The 14,542-nt window shown below is 71.4% G+C and carries 12 protein-coding genes; 9 read left to right on the forward strand and 3 right to left on the reverse strand.

Annotated elements, in window-relative coordinates; genetic code table 11:
• Both H8B08_RS16915 and H8B08_RS16920 read left to right on the forward strand, forming a co-directional pair.
• Nucleotides 1-466, forward strand: a 466-nt coding sequence (locus H8B08_RS16915; RefSeq protein WP_187451435.1) for a hypothetical protein, incomplete at its 5' end; no start/stop codon positions are given.
• Between the two features lie 48 nt (nucleotides 467-514).
• Nucleotides 515-1,153 (forward strand): DUF4136 domain-containing protein, encoded by a 639-nt coding sequence (locus tag H8B08_RS16920; RefSeq protein WP_187451372.1) that lies wholly within the window; start codon nucleotides 515-517, stop codon nucleotides 1,151-1,153.
• Here H8B08_RS16920 and H8B08_RS16925 read toward each other — a convergent pair.
• The gene (locus H8B08_RS16925) at nucleotides 1,150-1,599 is read right to left on the reverse strand and encodes a DUF202 domain-containing protein (protein WP_187451373.1); all 450 of its coding nucleotides are present in this window, start codon (nucleotides 1,597-1,599) and stop codon (nucleotides 1,150-1,152) included. The two genes, H8B08_RS16920 and H8B08_RS16925, sit on opposite strands and share 4 nt — an antisense overlap.
• Nucleotides 1,600-1,907: 308 nt before the next feature.
• On the opposite strand from H8B08_RS16925, the gene H8B08_RS16930 reads away from it, so the two are divergent.
• Nucleotides 1,908-4,091, forward strand: a complete 2,184-nt coding sequence (locus tag H8B08_RS16930; protein WP_187451374.1) for a PAS domain-containing protein — start codon at nucleotides 1,908-1,910, stop codon at nucleotides 4,089-4,091.
• On the opposite strand, the gene H8B08_RS16935 is transcribed toward H8B08_RS16930, so the two are convergent.
• The gene (locus tag H8B08_RS16935) at nucleotides 4,081-4,719 is read right to left on the reverse strand and encodes a response regulator transcription factor (protein WP_163260011.1); all 639 of its coding nucleotides are present in this window, start codon (nucleotides 4,717-4,719) and stop codon (nucleotides 4,081-4,083) included. The two genes, H8B08_RS16930 and H8B08_RS16935, sit on opposite strands and share 11 nt — an antisense overlap.
• Before the next feature lie 257 nt (nucleotides 4,720-4,976).
• Entirely contained in the window at nucleotides 4,977-5,354 is a 378-nt protein-coding gene (locus H8B08_RS16940; protein WP_187451375.1) for a hypothetical protein, read from the reverse strand.
• 169 nt (nucleotides 5,355-5,523) lie between these two features.
• On the opposite strand from H8B08_RS16940, the gene H8B08_RS16945 reads away from it, so the two are divergent.
• From H8B08_RS16945 to edd, 6 genes are all read left to right on the forward strand, one after another.
• Nucleotides 5,524-6,237: an aquaporin gene (locus H8B08_RS16945; RefSeq protein WP_187451376.1), complete on the forward strand. Its 714-nt coding sequence runs from the start codon at nucleotides 5,524-5,526 to the stop codon at nucleotides 6,235-6,237.
• A gap of 115 nt (nucleotides 6,238-6,352) precedes the next feature.
• On the forward strand, nucleotides 6,353-7,417 hold the full coding sequence (locus H8B08_RS16950; RefSeq protein WP_370545514.1) for an efflux RND transporter periplasmic adaptor subunit: 1,065 nt from the start codon (nucleotides 6,353-6,355) through the stop codon (nucleotides 7,415-7,417).
• Complete coding sequence (locus H8B08_RS16955) at nucleotides 7,417-10,548, forward strand: efflux RND transporter permease subunit (RefSeq protein WP_187451378.1); 3,132 nt, start codon at nucleotides 7,417-7,419, stop codon at nucleotides 10,546-10,548. Before H8B08_RS16950 ends, H8B08_RS16955 begins: the two co-directional genes overlap by 1 nt.
• A 35-nt stretch (nucleotides 10,549-10,583) precedes the next feature.
• Nucleotides 10,584-12,065, forward strand: coding sequence for a glucose-6-phosphate dehydrogenase (gene zwf, locus H8B08_RS16960; protein ID WP_187451379.1), 1,482 nt, complete (start codon nucleotides 10,584-10,586; stop codon nucleotides 12,063-12,065).
• Nucleotides 12,062-12,724, forward strand: coding sequence for a 6-phosphogluconolactonase (locus tag H8B08_RS16965; protein ID WP_187451380.1), 663 nt, complete (start codon nucleotides 12,062-12,064; stop codon nucleotides 12,722-12,724). Before zwf ends, H8B08_RS16965 begins: the two co-directional genes overlap by 4 nt.
• A complete protein-coding gene (edd, locus tag H8B08_RS16970; protein WP_187451381.1) occupies nucleotides 12,724-14,535 on the forward strand; it encodes a phosphogluconate dehydratase in 1,812 nt (603 codons plus the stop codon). Before H8B08_RS16965 ends, edd begins: the two co-directional genes overlap by 1 nt.
• Nucleotides 14,536-14,542: the final 7 nt, after the last annotated feature.

The raw sequence follows: 14,542 nt of genomic DNA on the forward strand, positions 1-14,542 counted from the left end.
CGCCCAGGCGGGACAGCGGCCGGCGGCGGGGCAGCGCCCGGCGGCGGGCGGGGCCGGCGGCCAGATCAACCGCGGCGGCGACCGCTACGCCGGCGGCGACCGCAACCGCGTCCAGGGCGGCGACCGCTACCAGGGCGGCAACCGCACCAACGTCGACCGCGACCGCGTGCGCAACGGCGACGTCAACATCGGCAACGACATCGACGTCGACGTCGACGGCGGCTGGGACAACGACTGGGGCTGGGGCGGCGGCTGGTACGGCCACCCCGTGGCCGCCGGCGTGGCCTACGGCACGGCCGCGGCCGTCACCGCCGCGGCCATCGGCTCGGTGGTCTATTCGGTGCCGCCGTCCTGCCAGTCCATCTACTACACCGGCATCAGCTACTCGTACTGCAACGGCACCTGGTACCAGCCGCAGTATTACGGCAGCTCGGTCCAGTACACGGTGGTGAACCCGCCCTACTAAGCGCCCCAACCCGGCGCTCAGGCGCGCCCCGACCGCGAGGGATCGACGATGAAACTCAGGCTCTGCGCGACCGCCGCGATCGCCGCCCTGTGGCTGGCCGGATGCGCCACGGGCGGCGACCCCGCTCCCGAGGTGAAGGTGCTGGCCGCCGACTCCACCGGAGTCACCCCTGGCGCGGCCTACGCCTGGAAGAACGTCTCCGACGAAATGGCGGCGGCGCGCGATCCGCGCATCGACACGCCCGAGCTGCAGAAACGCATGCGCGCGGCGCTCGACAAGGCGCTGACCGAAAAGGGCTACACCCACGCCTCGGCGAACTCCGACGCCCAGCTGGAGATCGCCTACCGCATCGGCGTGATGCAGGGCTTCGTCCCCGGTCAGACCGTCTCGCGCGTCACCGGCAGCGCCGGCTTCGGCGGCCCCGGCGGCGTCAACTGCGGCCCTGGCGGCTGCGACGCCCCCGGCTGGGCGTGGGGGGCCTACGGCGCGCCGACCACGACCCTGGCCTCGACCACCTACACGTCGGGCTCGCTGATGGTGGACGTCTACGACCGCCCGACCGGCCGCCTGGTCTGGCAGGCGCTGTACACCGCCCCGGTGTTCGGCAAGGAGGACGGCACCCAGGAGGCGCTGGACCGGGTGGCGGAGCGGATTCTCAAGGATCTTCCCGGCAACGCCCTGCCCTAGCTGCGCCGATACATCCACACCAGGCAGGTCACCCCGCCGACCAGCACGGCCAGAGCGATGATCCACGCCGCCCGCGTCAGCGGCCGATACTCGCCGGTGTCGATCCCGTGGCGGACCTGGGCGTAACGGACGGCGGCGCCGAGGATCAGCACCATGCCGGCCCCGACCATGCCGACCCCGACGTGCTCCGCCGGCAGGGTCAGAATGGCGTGCAGCCCCGCCGCGCGGCGCACGGCGCCGAGCTCGGCGGCGAACCGGTTCAGCACCAGGCCGAACGACATCAACGTCACCGAGGTGCGCAGCCAGGCCAGGTAGGTGCGCTCGTTGGCCATGTGCTCGGAAACGTGCCGCGTCCGGGCCGGCTGCTCCTTCCCGCCTTCGCCCGCCTCGGTCACGGCCACGCCCTCGTTGCGACACTCGCCGCCGGGCATAGGCGCGCCGCCCACGCACGCCAATCAGGGTTTCCCCGGCGTGGGCGCAGGCGCGCCCTGAGCGAGCGCCGGCCGAAACGGAACCCGGACCCGCCCCCACAGCTTCTCAGACCAACCAGAGTGCTCTTAAGCACTAATACCGATCACGGCCGGTTGTTCTGCGCTTATCGGAGACCGTACGCATGGCCGACACGGGTATTGAAGGCCACAAGCTTTACCGAAGAACTGTAAAGCCTCGCGACTCGAGTTCTCAACGTCAGGGCGCCGCCCCCACAGCGAAGCCGGAGCGGCGGCGGACGTCCTCCCTCACCCATGCGACCACGGTGGTGGAAGAGCTGACCCCGGTGCACGAAAGCTACTGGACCCTGGTTCCGGAAGCCCTGTTCACGGTGCGGGTCACGCCGGCCGGCGAATTCCTGTTCGGCGGCATCAATCCGGCGCACGAGCGCCTGACCGGGCTGCGCGCGACGGACCTGATCGGGCGCCGTCCCGAGGACTGCCTACCGCCGGCCGCGGCGGCGGCGGTCAGCGAGCGCTACCGCGCCTGCGTCGGCGGCGGCGAAGCGCTGCGCTATGAGGAGACCCTGACCCTGCCCACCGGCGAGCGCACCTGGGAGACCACCCTGGTGCCGATCCGCGACTCCCGTGGCGAAATCGTCCTCCTGCTGGGCTCGGGGCGGGAGATCACCGAGCACGTCCGCACGCGCGAAGCGCTGGCCGAGCGCGAGGCGCGCCTGTCGGCCATGGCCGAGACCGTGCCTGACGTCCTGTTTTCCGCCGACGGGCGCGGGCGCCTGACCTACCTGAACGGGCGTTTCGCCGAGCGGACGGGCATCCCCGTCGAGGCCGCGCTCGGCGACGGCTGGATCGGCGTCGTGCACCCCGACGACCTGGAAGCGGTGCGCGAGGTCTGGCGCGCGGTCCGCGGACCGCTCGCGCCCTTCGAGTACGAGTGCCGGCTGCGCGACACCGGCGGCCGCTGGCGCTGGCACCTGGTGCGCGCGCGCGCCATGCCTGACGGCCAGGGCGGCATGCAGTGGTTCGGCGCGGCCACCGACATCGACCATGTGAAACGCTCGGCCGAGGAACTGGCCCGCCTGAACGGCCAGCTCGAGAGCCTGCTCGCCGGCATATCCGACGGCTACTTCACCCTCGACCACAACGGGCGGGTCACCAGCGCCAACCCTCGGGCCGAACGCTGGTTCGCCGACCCGATCGGCCGGGACTTCATCGGCATCCCCTTCCTGGAACGCTTCGGCCAGTCGAGCGAACTGATCGACGCCGTCGCCCGCGTGCTGGACACCGAGCGGCCCGAACACGGCGAGGTCGCCTCGACCCTGTATCCGGGGCGCTGGATGGAGCTGCATCTCTACCCGCTGGCCGGCGGCGCCAGCGTGTTCTTCCGCGACATCACCGAGGCGCGGCTGCGCCGGCGTGAGCTGGAAGAGACCAAGTGGCTGCTGCAGCGCTCGCTGGACAGCCTGTCGGCGCATGTCGCCATCCTGGACGAGGCCGGCGTGGTGATCGCGGTCAACCGCGCCTGGCGCCGCTTCGCGGAGCGCAACACCGACCGGGTCGGCGGCGCAGGCGTGGGCGTCAGCTATGTCGAGGCCTGCCGGGCCGCGGCGCCGACGTCGACCGACGCGGCCAGGGTGCTGGCCGGGCTGGAGGCCATGCAGGCTGGCCAGCGGAGCAGCTTCTACCACACCTACCGGGTGGAGACCGCGCCGCCTCGCTGGTTCCAGCTGCGCGTCTCCCGCTTCGACCACGACGGCGCGGTGCGCTTCGTGGTCGCCCACGAGGACGTCACCGAGGTCCACCAGGCGCACCTGGCCGTGAACCACCTGACCCGCCAGCTGCTGGCTATCCAGGAGGACGAGCGGCGCAAGATCGCCGCCGAGCTGCACGATTCGACCGGCCAGCACCTGGTCGCCCTCAGCCTGGGGGTCGCCCGGCTGGCCGAGATCGCCGGCCACCTGGACGGGGTCGACCCGATCATCGCCGACGTGCGCGCCTCGCTCGAGGAGGCCCAGAAAGAGCTGCGGGTGTTCAGCTACCTGCTGCATCCGCCGCACCTGGGCGCGGACGGCCTGGGCTACACCTTGCGCCGGTTCGTCGAGGGGTTCTCGCGCCGCTCGGACCTGAAGATCAGCCTGAACGTCTCCAGCGGAGTCGACGGCCTGGACTACCTGATCCAGCGCAACCTGCTGCGGGTGGTCCAGGAGTCGCTGTCCAACGTGCACCGCCACGCCCGCGCGACCCGCGCTTGGCTGACCCTGGAGCTGAAGTCCGACCGCCTGCTGCTCACCGTCGAGGACGACGGCGATGGTTTTCCGCGAGGCCTGGAGGGCGGCCCCGATCTGGGCGTCGGCATTCCCGGCATGACCGCGCGGGTGGCCGAGTGCGGCGGCGCCCTGCACATCGGCAAAGGACGTCGCGGCGCCCTGGTGCGCGCCGTGTTTCCGATTCAACCGGCTCGCGGACTGGCGGAGGACGTCACGGAATGACCAGGTGGTTGCGCACGGCGTAGCGCACCAGGTCGGCGGTCGACGACACGCCCAGCTTGCGCATCGCCGAGGCCCGGTGGGTCTCAACCGTCTTGACGCTGACGTTCAGCAGCCGGCCGATCTGCTTGTTGCTGTTGCCCTCGGCGATCAGTTGCACGACCTCCCGCTCGCGCGGGGTCAGCGAGCCGGTCGGGTTGTGATGCTCGGAGCGTTCGAGGAAGTCCTCCAGCAGCGCCTCCGACACCCGCCAGGAGAAGAATGGCCGGTGCCGCGCCAGGGCCTGGACCGCCGAAACCAGCTGGGTGTCGGCGTCGCTCTTCAGCAGATAGCCGCGCGCGCCGGCCTGCAGCACGTCGCGGATGATGGTCTCGCTGTCGTGCATGGTGAAGATCAGGATCTCGGTGTGCGGCGAGCCGGACCGGATCTTGCGCGTGGCGTCCAGGCCGTTCAGCACCGGCAGCGAGAAGTCCAGGATGGCGACGTCGGGCTTCTTGTCGATCGCCTCGTCGACCGCCACGCCGCCGTCGCAGGCCTCCGCCACGATCTCGTAGCCGGGGCGCGCCTCCAGCACCGCGCGCACGCCGCGCCGGACGACCTCGTGATCATCGGCGATGAGAATGCGCGTCATCAAAGGGGACCTCGGTTCGGCCTCGTGAGAGAAACCAGCCGAGAGCCGATTTGGCTGCTGCTCACGCCGTGGGGTCTTCTCGAACACGTTCAGCCCTCGCCCGCCGACTGCAACCAAAGGCCGTCGCCGCAAAAGACGACCGCCACCATCGACGAGACCACATCGCAGGAGCCCCGGGCATCGGGTGTCCCCCTGACGCAGGCTGGAAGTTCGCCCTAGACGCTAAGGGCCAAGGCGCTCGGGGCCAGGAGGGGGGGCTAGCCGCTGGCGGCGGGCGCTTCCGCGGCGGGGGCCGGCGGCGGGCCGAGTTCGATTTCCAGAGCCGCCGAACGGGTTTCGCAGTCGATCCGCGCCCCACCCTTGGCGAAGGTCGTGGTCGGACCGTCCACCGACAGCATCCCGCCCGCATAGGGTCGACTGCCGCCGTCGGGGATGACGGCGTGCTCGCCGTTGGGGAACCAGACCTCGGTGCCCGCTTCCCCCAGCCGCGCGGCGAAGCGGCGGTCGCCGTCGCAGTCGTACATCGTCCAGCTCACGCCCGGCGGCTCGAGGGCGTCCGGAGGCACCGCCGAAGCCAGTCGCGCCAGCCACCAGCCCGCGGCGGCCAGGACGCCAATCGTAAGCAACCAACGCATGGGCGTGCTCACCAACGCCATACAGGACAAGGATGTGGGGAGCCTCCGGCCCGGTTGTTATCGGGCCGATCCTGAGACGGCGTCAGGGGTTCTCCGGAGCGAACGGCCGGCTGACGAGCGCATTATCCCGGAAGCGCAATTCCCAACGCGCATCGACGGAGGCTGTTTCATGAGCCGGTTTTTTGCGGAGTTCATCGGGACGCTCGCACTCGTACTCTTCGGCTGCGGGGCGGCGGTCCTGGGCGGCGAGGAGGTCGGCCAGCTCGGCATCGCCCTGGCCTTCGGCTTCGCCCTCTTGGCCATGGCCTACGCCATCGGCCCGATCTCGGGATGCCACATCAACCCGGCGGTCAGCCTGGCCATGTTCATCACCGGGCGCATGACCGCGCGGGAGATGAGCCTCTACTGGATCGCCCAGTTCACCGGCGCGCTGGCCGGCGCGGCCCTGGTCGCGGCCATCGCCGGGGGCACCGCGGGCGGCCTGGGCCAGAACGGCTGGGGCCCGGACTACGCCGGCGGCTACTCGCTGGGCGAGGCCTTCCTGTTCGAGACGGTGATGACCGCTCTGTTCGTGATCGTGATCCTGGGCGCCACCAGCGACTGGGCCGTCACCGGCTCGGCGGGTCTGGCGATCGGCCTCTCGCTGGCCGTCATCCACATCGTCGGCATCCACGTGACCGGCGTTTCGGTCAATCCGGCCCGCAGCTTCGGGCCGGCGGTGCTGGTCGGCGGCCAAGCCCTGCAGCAGCTGTGGCTGTTCTTCGTCGCCCCGGCGATCGGCGCTGGCATAGGCGCGGCCCTGTTCCGCTACCGCCTGCTGAGCACCGTGGCCAAGCCGGCGGCCGACCGCATCGACACCACCACCGCCGCCCACCAGGTGTGAGCGGCCGCGCGCCGGAACCGCCCCCGCTCGGCGTCGTTGAGCGATCAGCTTCAGTGACCGCCGGGCCGGGACGGAAAACCAGGTGCGTTGTCTTCGAACCCTTCGCTGGAGCGCCGTGGCGATCGTTCTCGCCGCGGCGCTTTCCGGCTGTCACAAGGGCGAGGAGAAGAGGGCCGAGCCCCGCGCGGTCCTCACCGTCACCGCCGAAGCTGTCCGCAACGAAGCCCTGCCACGGGTGGTCGACGCCTCCGGCACGGTGGCTCCCTGGCGCGAGGTCCCCGTCGCGGCCGAGACCGGCGGCCTGACCGCCGTCGCCGTCAACGCCGACGAAGGCGACTATGTCGGACAGGGCCAGACCCTGGTGAAGCTGAACGACGAGGTGCTGCAGGCCCAGCTGCGCCAGCAGACCGCCGCGGTGGCCAGCGCCCGCGCCCGTCTGGCCGAGGCCGAGGCCAACCTCAAGCGCTCGCGCGAGCTGAACCGCCGCGGCTATCTCAGCGCCGCCGACCTGGACGCCCGCACCGCCGAGCAGGGCACCGCCTCGGCCGACCTCGCCGCGGCGATCGCCTCGCGCGCCGAGACCGCCGCCCGCCTCGACCAGACCGTGATCCGCGCGCCCGTGGCCGGCCTGGTCAGCGCGCGCGCGGTGGTGAAGGGCCAGATCGTCGCCGCCGGGACCGAGCTGTTCCGCGTGGTCCGCGACGGCCGTCTGGAGCTCAACGCCGAGGTGCCGGAGGCCGACCTGGGCTTCGTCCGCCCCGGCCAAGCCGCCCAGGTGAGCGGCGCCCAGGCCGGAACCGTGGCCGGCGCGGTCCGCATCGTCACCCCGCAGGTCGATCCGCAGACCCGGCTCGGCCTGGCCCGCGTCGCCCTGCCCGCCCGCTCGGCCTTCCGCCCGGGCATGTTCGCCCGCGCCCGCATCGACGTGGGCGCCCAGCCGGCCCTGACCGTCCCGCTGGCGGCGGTGGTCTATCGCGAGGACAAGGCCGGCGTGTTCGTAATCGGCGCCGACGAGCGGGCCCGCTTCCGCTCGGTGACCACCGGCGCCCGCGCCGAAGGCCGGGTCGAGATCACCGCCGGGCTCAAGGCCGGCGAGCGCGTGGCGGTCCAGGGCGCGGGCTTCCTGGCCGACGGCGACCGGGTGCGGATCGGCGTCGCCCCGGCTCCGGCGAGGGCCTGATGTTCCGCAACATCTCCGCCGCGGCCATCCGCAACCCGGTGCCGACGGCGCTGCTGTTCATCATCCTGACCATCGCCGGCATCGCCGGCTTCATGACGATGCGGGTGAACAACTTCCCCGACGTCGAATTCCCGGCCGTGTCGGTCACCGCCGCCCAGCCCGGGGCCGCGCCCAACGAACTGGAGACCCAGGTCACCCGCATCATCGAGGACGGCCTGACGGGCCTCAACGGCGTGCGCCACATCCGCTCCACCGTCGGCGACGGGGTCAGCGTCACCACCGTCGAGTTCGAGCTCGGCACCGACCTGGAGCGGGCCACCAACGACGTGCGCAACGCCGTCTCCAGCGTGCGCGCCGACCTGCCGGCCGACGTGCCGGAGCCGACCGTCACCCGCATCGACATTACCGGCTCGCCGCTGATCACCTACGTCGTGCGCGGGCCAGGCATGAACCCCGAACAGCTCAGCTGGTTCGTCGACAACGACGTGTCCAAGGCCCTGCTGGCCATACCCGGCATCGCCCAGGTCACCCGCGAGGGCGGGGTCCAGCGCGAGATCCGCGTCGAGCTGGACGCCGACCGCCTGGCCGCCCAGGGCGTCACGGCCGCGGCCGTCAGCCAGCAGTTGGACCGCTTCAACGCCGACCTGCCGGGCGGGCGCACCACCCTGGCCGGCGAGGAACGGGCGCTGCGCACCCTCGGCGGCGCCCGCAGCGTCGACGAGCTGCGCGAGATGCGCATCGACCTGCCCAACGGGCGCAACGTGCGGCTGGGCGACCTGGGCCGCATCGAAGACGCCTGGACCGAGGCGCGCGGCCGCGCCCGCTTCAACGGCGAGGAGGTGGTCGGCTTCTCCATGCTGCGCACCCGCGACGGCAGCGAGGTCGCCCTCGCCCGCAAGGTGCGCGACGCGGTGAAGGAACTCGACGCCAGGCACAAGGAGGTGACCATCGAGGAGGTCACCTCCACCGTGCAGTTCGTGGAGGAGAGCTACTACGCCTCCATGGAGGCGCTGGGCCTGGGCGCCCTCTTGGCGGTGATCGTGGTCTGGGTGTTCCTGCGCGACTGGCGCGCCACCCTGATCGCGGCGGTGGCCATGCCCATGTCGCTGATCCCGACCTTCGCGGTGCTGGCGCCGCTGAACCAGTCGTTCAACGTGGTCACCCTGCTGGCCCTGTCCCTGACCATCGGCATCCTGGTCGACGACGCCATCGTCGAGATCGAGAACATCGTCCGCCACATGCGCGAGGGCAAAGCGCCCTACCCGGCCGCGCTGGAAGCCGCCGACGAGATCGGCCTGGCGGTGGTCGCGACCACCTTCACCATCGTCGCCGTCTTCGCGCCCGTCGGCTTCATGGGCGGGGTGGTCGGCCAGTTCTTCAAGTCGTTCGCCCTGGCCGCCTGCGTCTCGGTGTTGTTCTCCCTGGTGGTGGCGCGCCTGCTCACCCCCCTGATGGGCGCGTATCTGCTGCGCGCCCATCCCGAGAAGCCCAACCGCGACCCGTTCTGGATGGGCCGGTATCTGAAGGCGCTGCACTGGTCGCTGGGCCACCGCAAGGTGGCCATGGGCGCCGGCATCGCCGTCTTCATCGGCTCGTTGTGCCTGCTGCCGCTGCTGCCCGGCGAGTTCATCCCGGCCGGCGACCAGGGTTACTCGACCGCCTCGGTCGAGCTGCCGCCCGGCGCGACTCTGGAAGAGACCGACAGGGTCGTGCAGACCCTGACCCGGCGCATGCTGGCCCGTCCCGAGGTGACGGCGGTCTACGCCCTGATCGGCTCGGGCCAGGCGGCCACCGGCGGCGGAGGCGGCGGCGGCGGCCTGGCCGACGTGCGCCGCGCCTCGATCACCATGGACCTGGTCGGCCGCCACGACCGCAAGCTGACCCAGCAGCAGATCGAGCGGGAGCTGAGCGAGCAGTCGCGAGACATCCCCGGCGCGCGCATCCGCTTCGGCGCCGACTCGACGCCGAGCATGTCCATCGCCCTGACCAGCGACGACGGCGACGCCCTGGCCCGGGCCGCGCGCAAGGTGGAGACCGAGATGCGGGCCATGCCGGGCCTGACCAACGTGGTCAACTCCGCCGCCCTGGCCCGCCCGGAAATCCTGGTCACGCCCAAATCCGACCAGGCCGCGCGCCTGGGCGTGTCGGCCGCCGACCTGTCCCAGACCGTGCGGGTCTCGACCATCGGCGACGTCGAGCAGGTGCTCCCGAAGTTCACCCTGGGCGACCGCCAGGTGCCGATCCGCGTGCGCCTGAACGACCGCGACCGCGACGACCTCGGCGCGCTGGAGAATCTGCGGGTGCCGACCTCGGCCGGGCCGGCCGTGCCGCTGAGCGCGGTGGCCGACCTGCGCTTCGGCGCCGGGCCGTCCCAGATCGACCGGCTGGACCGCAGCCGCACCGCCACCATCCAGGCCGAGCTGGAAGGCCTGACCCTGGGCGAGGCCAACGCCAAGGTCCACCAACTGCCGGCGCTGAAGAACCTGCCCGCGGGCGTGGAGGAAGAGCCGGCCGGCGACGTCGAGAACCTGAACGAGATGGTCATGGGCTTCGTCTTCGCCATCTCGACCGGCATCCTTCTGATGTACGCCGTGCTGGTGCTGCTGTTCCGCAGCTTCGCCCACCCCTTCACCATCCAGGCCGCCCTGCCGCTCGCCATCGGCGGAGCCTTCGGCCTGCTGCTGCTGACCGGGCGGACCCTGTCCATGCCGGCCCTGATCGGCATCCTCATGCTGATGGGCATCGCCGCGAAGAACTCGATCCTGCTGGTCGAGTACGCCCTGGAGGCCCGCAAGCGCGGCATGGACCGCCACGACGCCCTGATGGACGCCGCCCACAAGCGCGCCCGGCCGATCCTGATGACCACCGTGGCCATGGCCGCCGGCATGCTGCCGGTGGCGCTGGGCCTGGGCGCCGACGTCGAGTTCCGCGCGCCCATGGCGGTGGCCGTGATCGGCGGCCTGATCACCTCCACCTTCCTCAGCCTGCTGTACGTGCCGGTGGTGTTCACCCTGGTCGACGACATCAAGACCCGCTTCGTCGGCTGGTTCGAGCGCCGCTTCGCCGACCAGGGCAAACCGCCGAAACCGCCTTCGCCGGAGGATCGGCTTGCTCAGAACCGTGGTAGCTGAGAGGGTCCCCTCCTCCCCGAACCCGACTCTCAGAGATGCCCGCAAACATCGACGCTCCGCCCCCGTCCGCTTTTGTCCTGATCGGCGCCACCGGCGACCTGGCGCGCCGGATGTTGTGGCCGTCGCTTTACGCGCTGCACGTCGACGGCCTGCTGCCGCCGGACCTGCGCATCATCGGCGCGGCCCGCGCCAAGCACGACACCGAGGAATTCCGCAAGGACGTGGCCAAGGCGATCGAGGCCTCCGCCAACGCCGCGCTTTGCGACACCGACGTGTACCGGCGCTTCGCCGAACGGATCACATACACGCCGGTCGACGTGGCCAGGCCGGAGACCTTCGACGATCTGAAGGCGGTGCTCGGCGACACCCCGGGCGGGGTGATCTACTACATCTCCACCGCGCCGGACCTGTTCGCGCCGGTGTGCGCCGATCTGAAGGCCCGCGGCCTGGTCGACGCCCGCTCCCGCCTGGCGGTCGAGAAGCCCATCGGCAAGGACCTCGCCTCGGCCAGGCAGGTCAACGACGCCATCGCAGCGGCGTTCGACGAGGACCAGGTGTTCCGGGTCGATCACTACCTCGGCAAGGAAACCGTCCAGAACCTGGTCGCCCTGCGCTTCGGCAACTCGATCCTCGAGCCGCTGTGGAACGCCAGCGCCATCGACTCGGTGCAGATCACCATCGCCGAGACCGTCGGCGTGGAGGGCCGGTGGGGCTACTACGACACCGCAGGCGCGCTCCGCGACATGGTGCAGAACCACCTGCTGCAGCTGCTCTGCCTGACGGCCATGGAGCCGCCGGCCAGCTTCACGCCCTCGGCGGTGCGCAACGAGAAGGTGAAGGTGCTGTGGTCGCTCAATCCGATCACCGCCGCCAACGTCGAGGCCGTGACCGTGCCGGGCCAGTACTCCGCCGGCGTCGTCGGCGGCAAGCCGGCCCCAGGCTACCGCGAAGAGGAAGGCGCCAACCAGGACAGCACGACCGAGACCTTCGTCGCCATCCGGGCGGAGATCAACAACTGGCGCTGGGCCGGCGTGCCGTTCTACCTGCGCACCGGCAAGCGCATGCAGCAGCGTCTCACCGAGATCGTGGTGCAGTTCAAGCCGGTGCCCTACTCGATCTTCACCGACGAGCTGTCGCCCCAGCTGAAGCCGAACCGCCTGGTCATCCGGCTGCAGCCGGAAGAGACCGTGACCCTGACCATGATGAACAAGCAGCCGGGTCTGGAGGGCATGAAGCTCAAGCCCGTGGCGCTGAACCTGTCGCTGGCCGAGGCCTTCTCGCGCGAGCGGCGGCGCATCGCCTACGAGCGCCTGCTGCTGGACATCCTGCGCGGCAACTCCTCGCTGTTCGTGCGCCGCGACGAGATCGAGGCCGCCTGGGCGTGGATCGACGGCATCCTCGAGGGCTGGCGCGCCCATGGCGTCACCCCCAAACCCTATCCCGCCGGCAGCTGGGGCCCGACCGCGGCCCTGGTGCTGCCGGCCAAGGACGGTCGAGCCTGGGCGGAGGAGCCATGATCCCTGTCTGGACGGTGCGCAGCGATCGCGAAGCCCTGGCCGAGACCGTGGCCGAGTCCGTCGCCCACACCCTGCTGGAAGCCATCGAGCGGCGCGGCCGAGCCTTCGTCGCCTTCGCCGGCGGCTCGACTCCGGCCCCCGCCTACGCGCGGCTGGTCGAGCATCCGAGGCTGGACTGGGGCAAGGTGGTGGTCACCCTGACCGACGAGCGCATCGCGCCCGCGGGCCATCCGGCCCGCAACGAGGGCCTGCTGGAGCCCTTCCGGTCCAAGGGCGCGAACTTCGTGCCGCTGGAAGACGAAGCGGCGATCGCCAAGATGCCGGAGTTCGACTCCGTGCTGCTGGGCATGGGCGCGGACGGCCACACCGCCTCGCTGTTCCCCGGCGCGGACGAGCTGGAGGCCGCCATGGACCCGCACGGCCAGCGGGCGGTGCTGCGGATCACCCCGGCCGAATTGCCCCCCGAGGCGCCGTTCGCTCGCCTGACCCTGACCGTCCCGCGGCTGGCGCGCACGCGCTGCTGCAACATCATGATCACCGGCGAGGCCAAGAAGGCCATCGCCGAGGACGCCGTCAAAAACGGCGACCCGTGCGATCCTCCGATCCGTGGCGTATTGCACGCCCTTCCCGTACGCCCCGAATTCTTCTGGAGCCCGTAGTGCCGCTTCATCCCGTCCTGGCCGAAGTCACCGCCCGTATCGAGGCGCGCAGCCGCGGCCGCCGCGCCGAGTACGAGGCGCGCATGCAGGCGGCGCGACGCGACACGCCCGCGCGCACGCGCCTGGCCTGCTCCAACCTCGCCCACGTTTTCGCCGCTTCCGGGGAGGACAAGCCGGAGCTGAAGGCCCCGGTCTGGCCGAACCTCGGCGTGGTCACCGCGTACAACGACATGCTCTCGGCCCATCAGCCGTACGAGCACTATCCCGAGATCATCCGCCACGCCGCACGCTCGGCCGGCGCGGTGGCCCAGGTGGCCGGCGGCGTGCCGGCCATGTGCGACGGCGTCACCCAGGGCTACGAGGGCATGGAGCTGTCGCTGTTCAGCCGCGACGCCATCGCGCTGGGCACAGGCGTGGCGCTCAGCCACGACGCCTTCGACGGCGTGCTGCTGCTGGGCATCTGCGACAAGATCGTGCCGGGCCTGTTCATGGGCGCGGCGCCCTTCGGCCACCTGCCGATCGTGTTCGTGCCCGGCGGCCCCATGCCGTCCGGCATCCCCAACGCCGAGAAGGCCAAGGTCCGCCAGCGCTACGCCGAAGGCCTGGCCACGCGCACCGAACTGCTGGAGGTGGAGTCCGCCTCCTACCACTCGGCCGGCACCTGCACCTTCTACGGCACCGCCAACACCAACCAGATGTGCATGGAGGCCATGGGCCTGCATGTCCCGGGCGCGGCCTTCGTCAATCCGAACACGCCGCTGCGCAAGGCCCTGACCGAGGCGGCCACCGTGCGCGCGGCCAAGACCACCGCGCTGGGAGCCGACCACCGGCCGTTCTGGGAGGTCGCGACCGCCAAGGCCCTGGTCAACGCCGTGGTCGGCCTGTGCGCCACCGGCGGCTCGACCAACCACACCCTGCACCTGGTCGCCATGGCCCGCGCCGTCGGTGTCGAGCTGCACTGGGAGGACTTCGCCGACCTGTCGGCCGTGGTGCCGCTGCTGGCGCGGGTCTATCCGAACGGCTCGGCCGACGTGAACCACTTCCACGCCGCCGGCGGCATGGGCTTCGTCATGCGCGAGCTGCTCGACGCCGGCCTGATGCACGACGACGTCAAGACCATCTGGGGCGAAGGCCTGCGCAATCACGCCAAGGAGCCGGCGCTCCGCGACGGCCAGCTGGTCTTCCTTGAGCCGCCCGCGACCTCGCTCGACCTCGACGTCCTGCGTCCGGTCTCCGACCCGTTCTCGCCGGAAGGCGGCCTGCGGCTGCTGGCCGGCAACCTGGGGCGCGGCGTGGTGAAGGTCTCGGCCGTGAAGCCGGACCACTGGACCATCGAGGCGCCGGCGCGGGTGTTCACCAGCCAGGCCGCGCTGGAGGCCGCCTTCAAGGCCGGCGAGCTGGACCGCGACTTCGTCGCCGTCCTGCCGTTCCAGGGCCCGCGCGCCATCGGCATGCCCGAGCTGCACAAGCTGACCCCGGTGCTGGGCGCCCTGCAGGACCGCGGCCATCGCGTGGCCCTGGTCACCGACGGGCGCATGTCCGGCGCCTCGGGCAAGGTGCTGTCGGCCATCCATGTCACGCCCGAAGCCGAGGACGGCGGCCCGATCGGCCGCGTGCGCGACGGCGATGTCGTGCGAGTCGACGCCGAGGCCGGCCTGATCGAAGTGAAAGTCCCCGACGCGGAGCTGATGGCCCGCCCGGTGGTCGAGGCCGACCTCAGCCCCCACCAGCACGGCGTCGGCCGCGAGCTGTTCGCCCTGTTCCGGCGCAACGTCGGCACGGCGGACACGGGCGCGAGCGTGCTGCTCTAGACCTGAG

It is taken from the genome of Caulobacter sp. 17J80-11 (genome assembly GCF_014349105.1).
Taxonomy (GTDB): domain Bacteria; phylum Pseudomonadota; class Alphaproteobacteria; order Caulobacterales; family Caulobacteraceae; genus 17J80-11.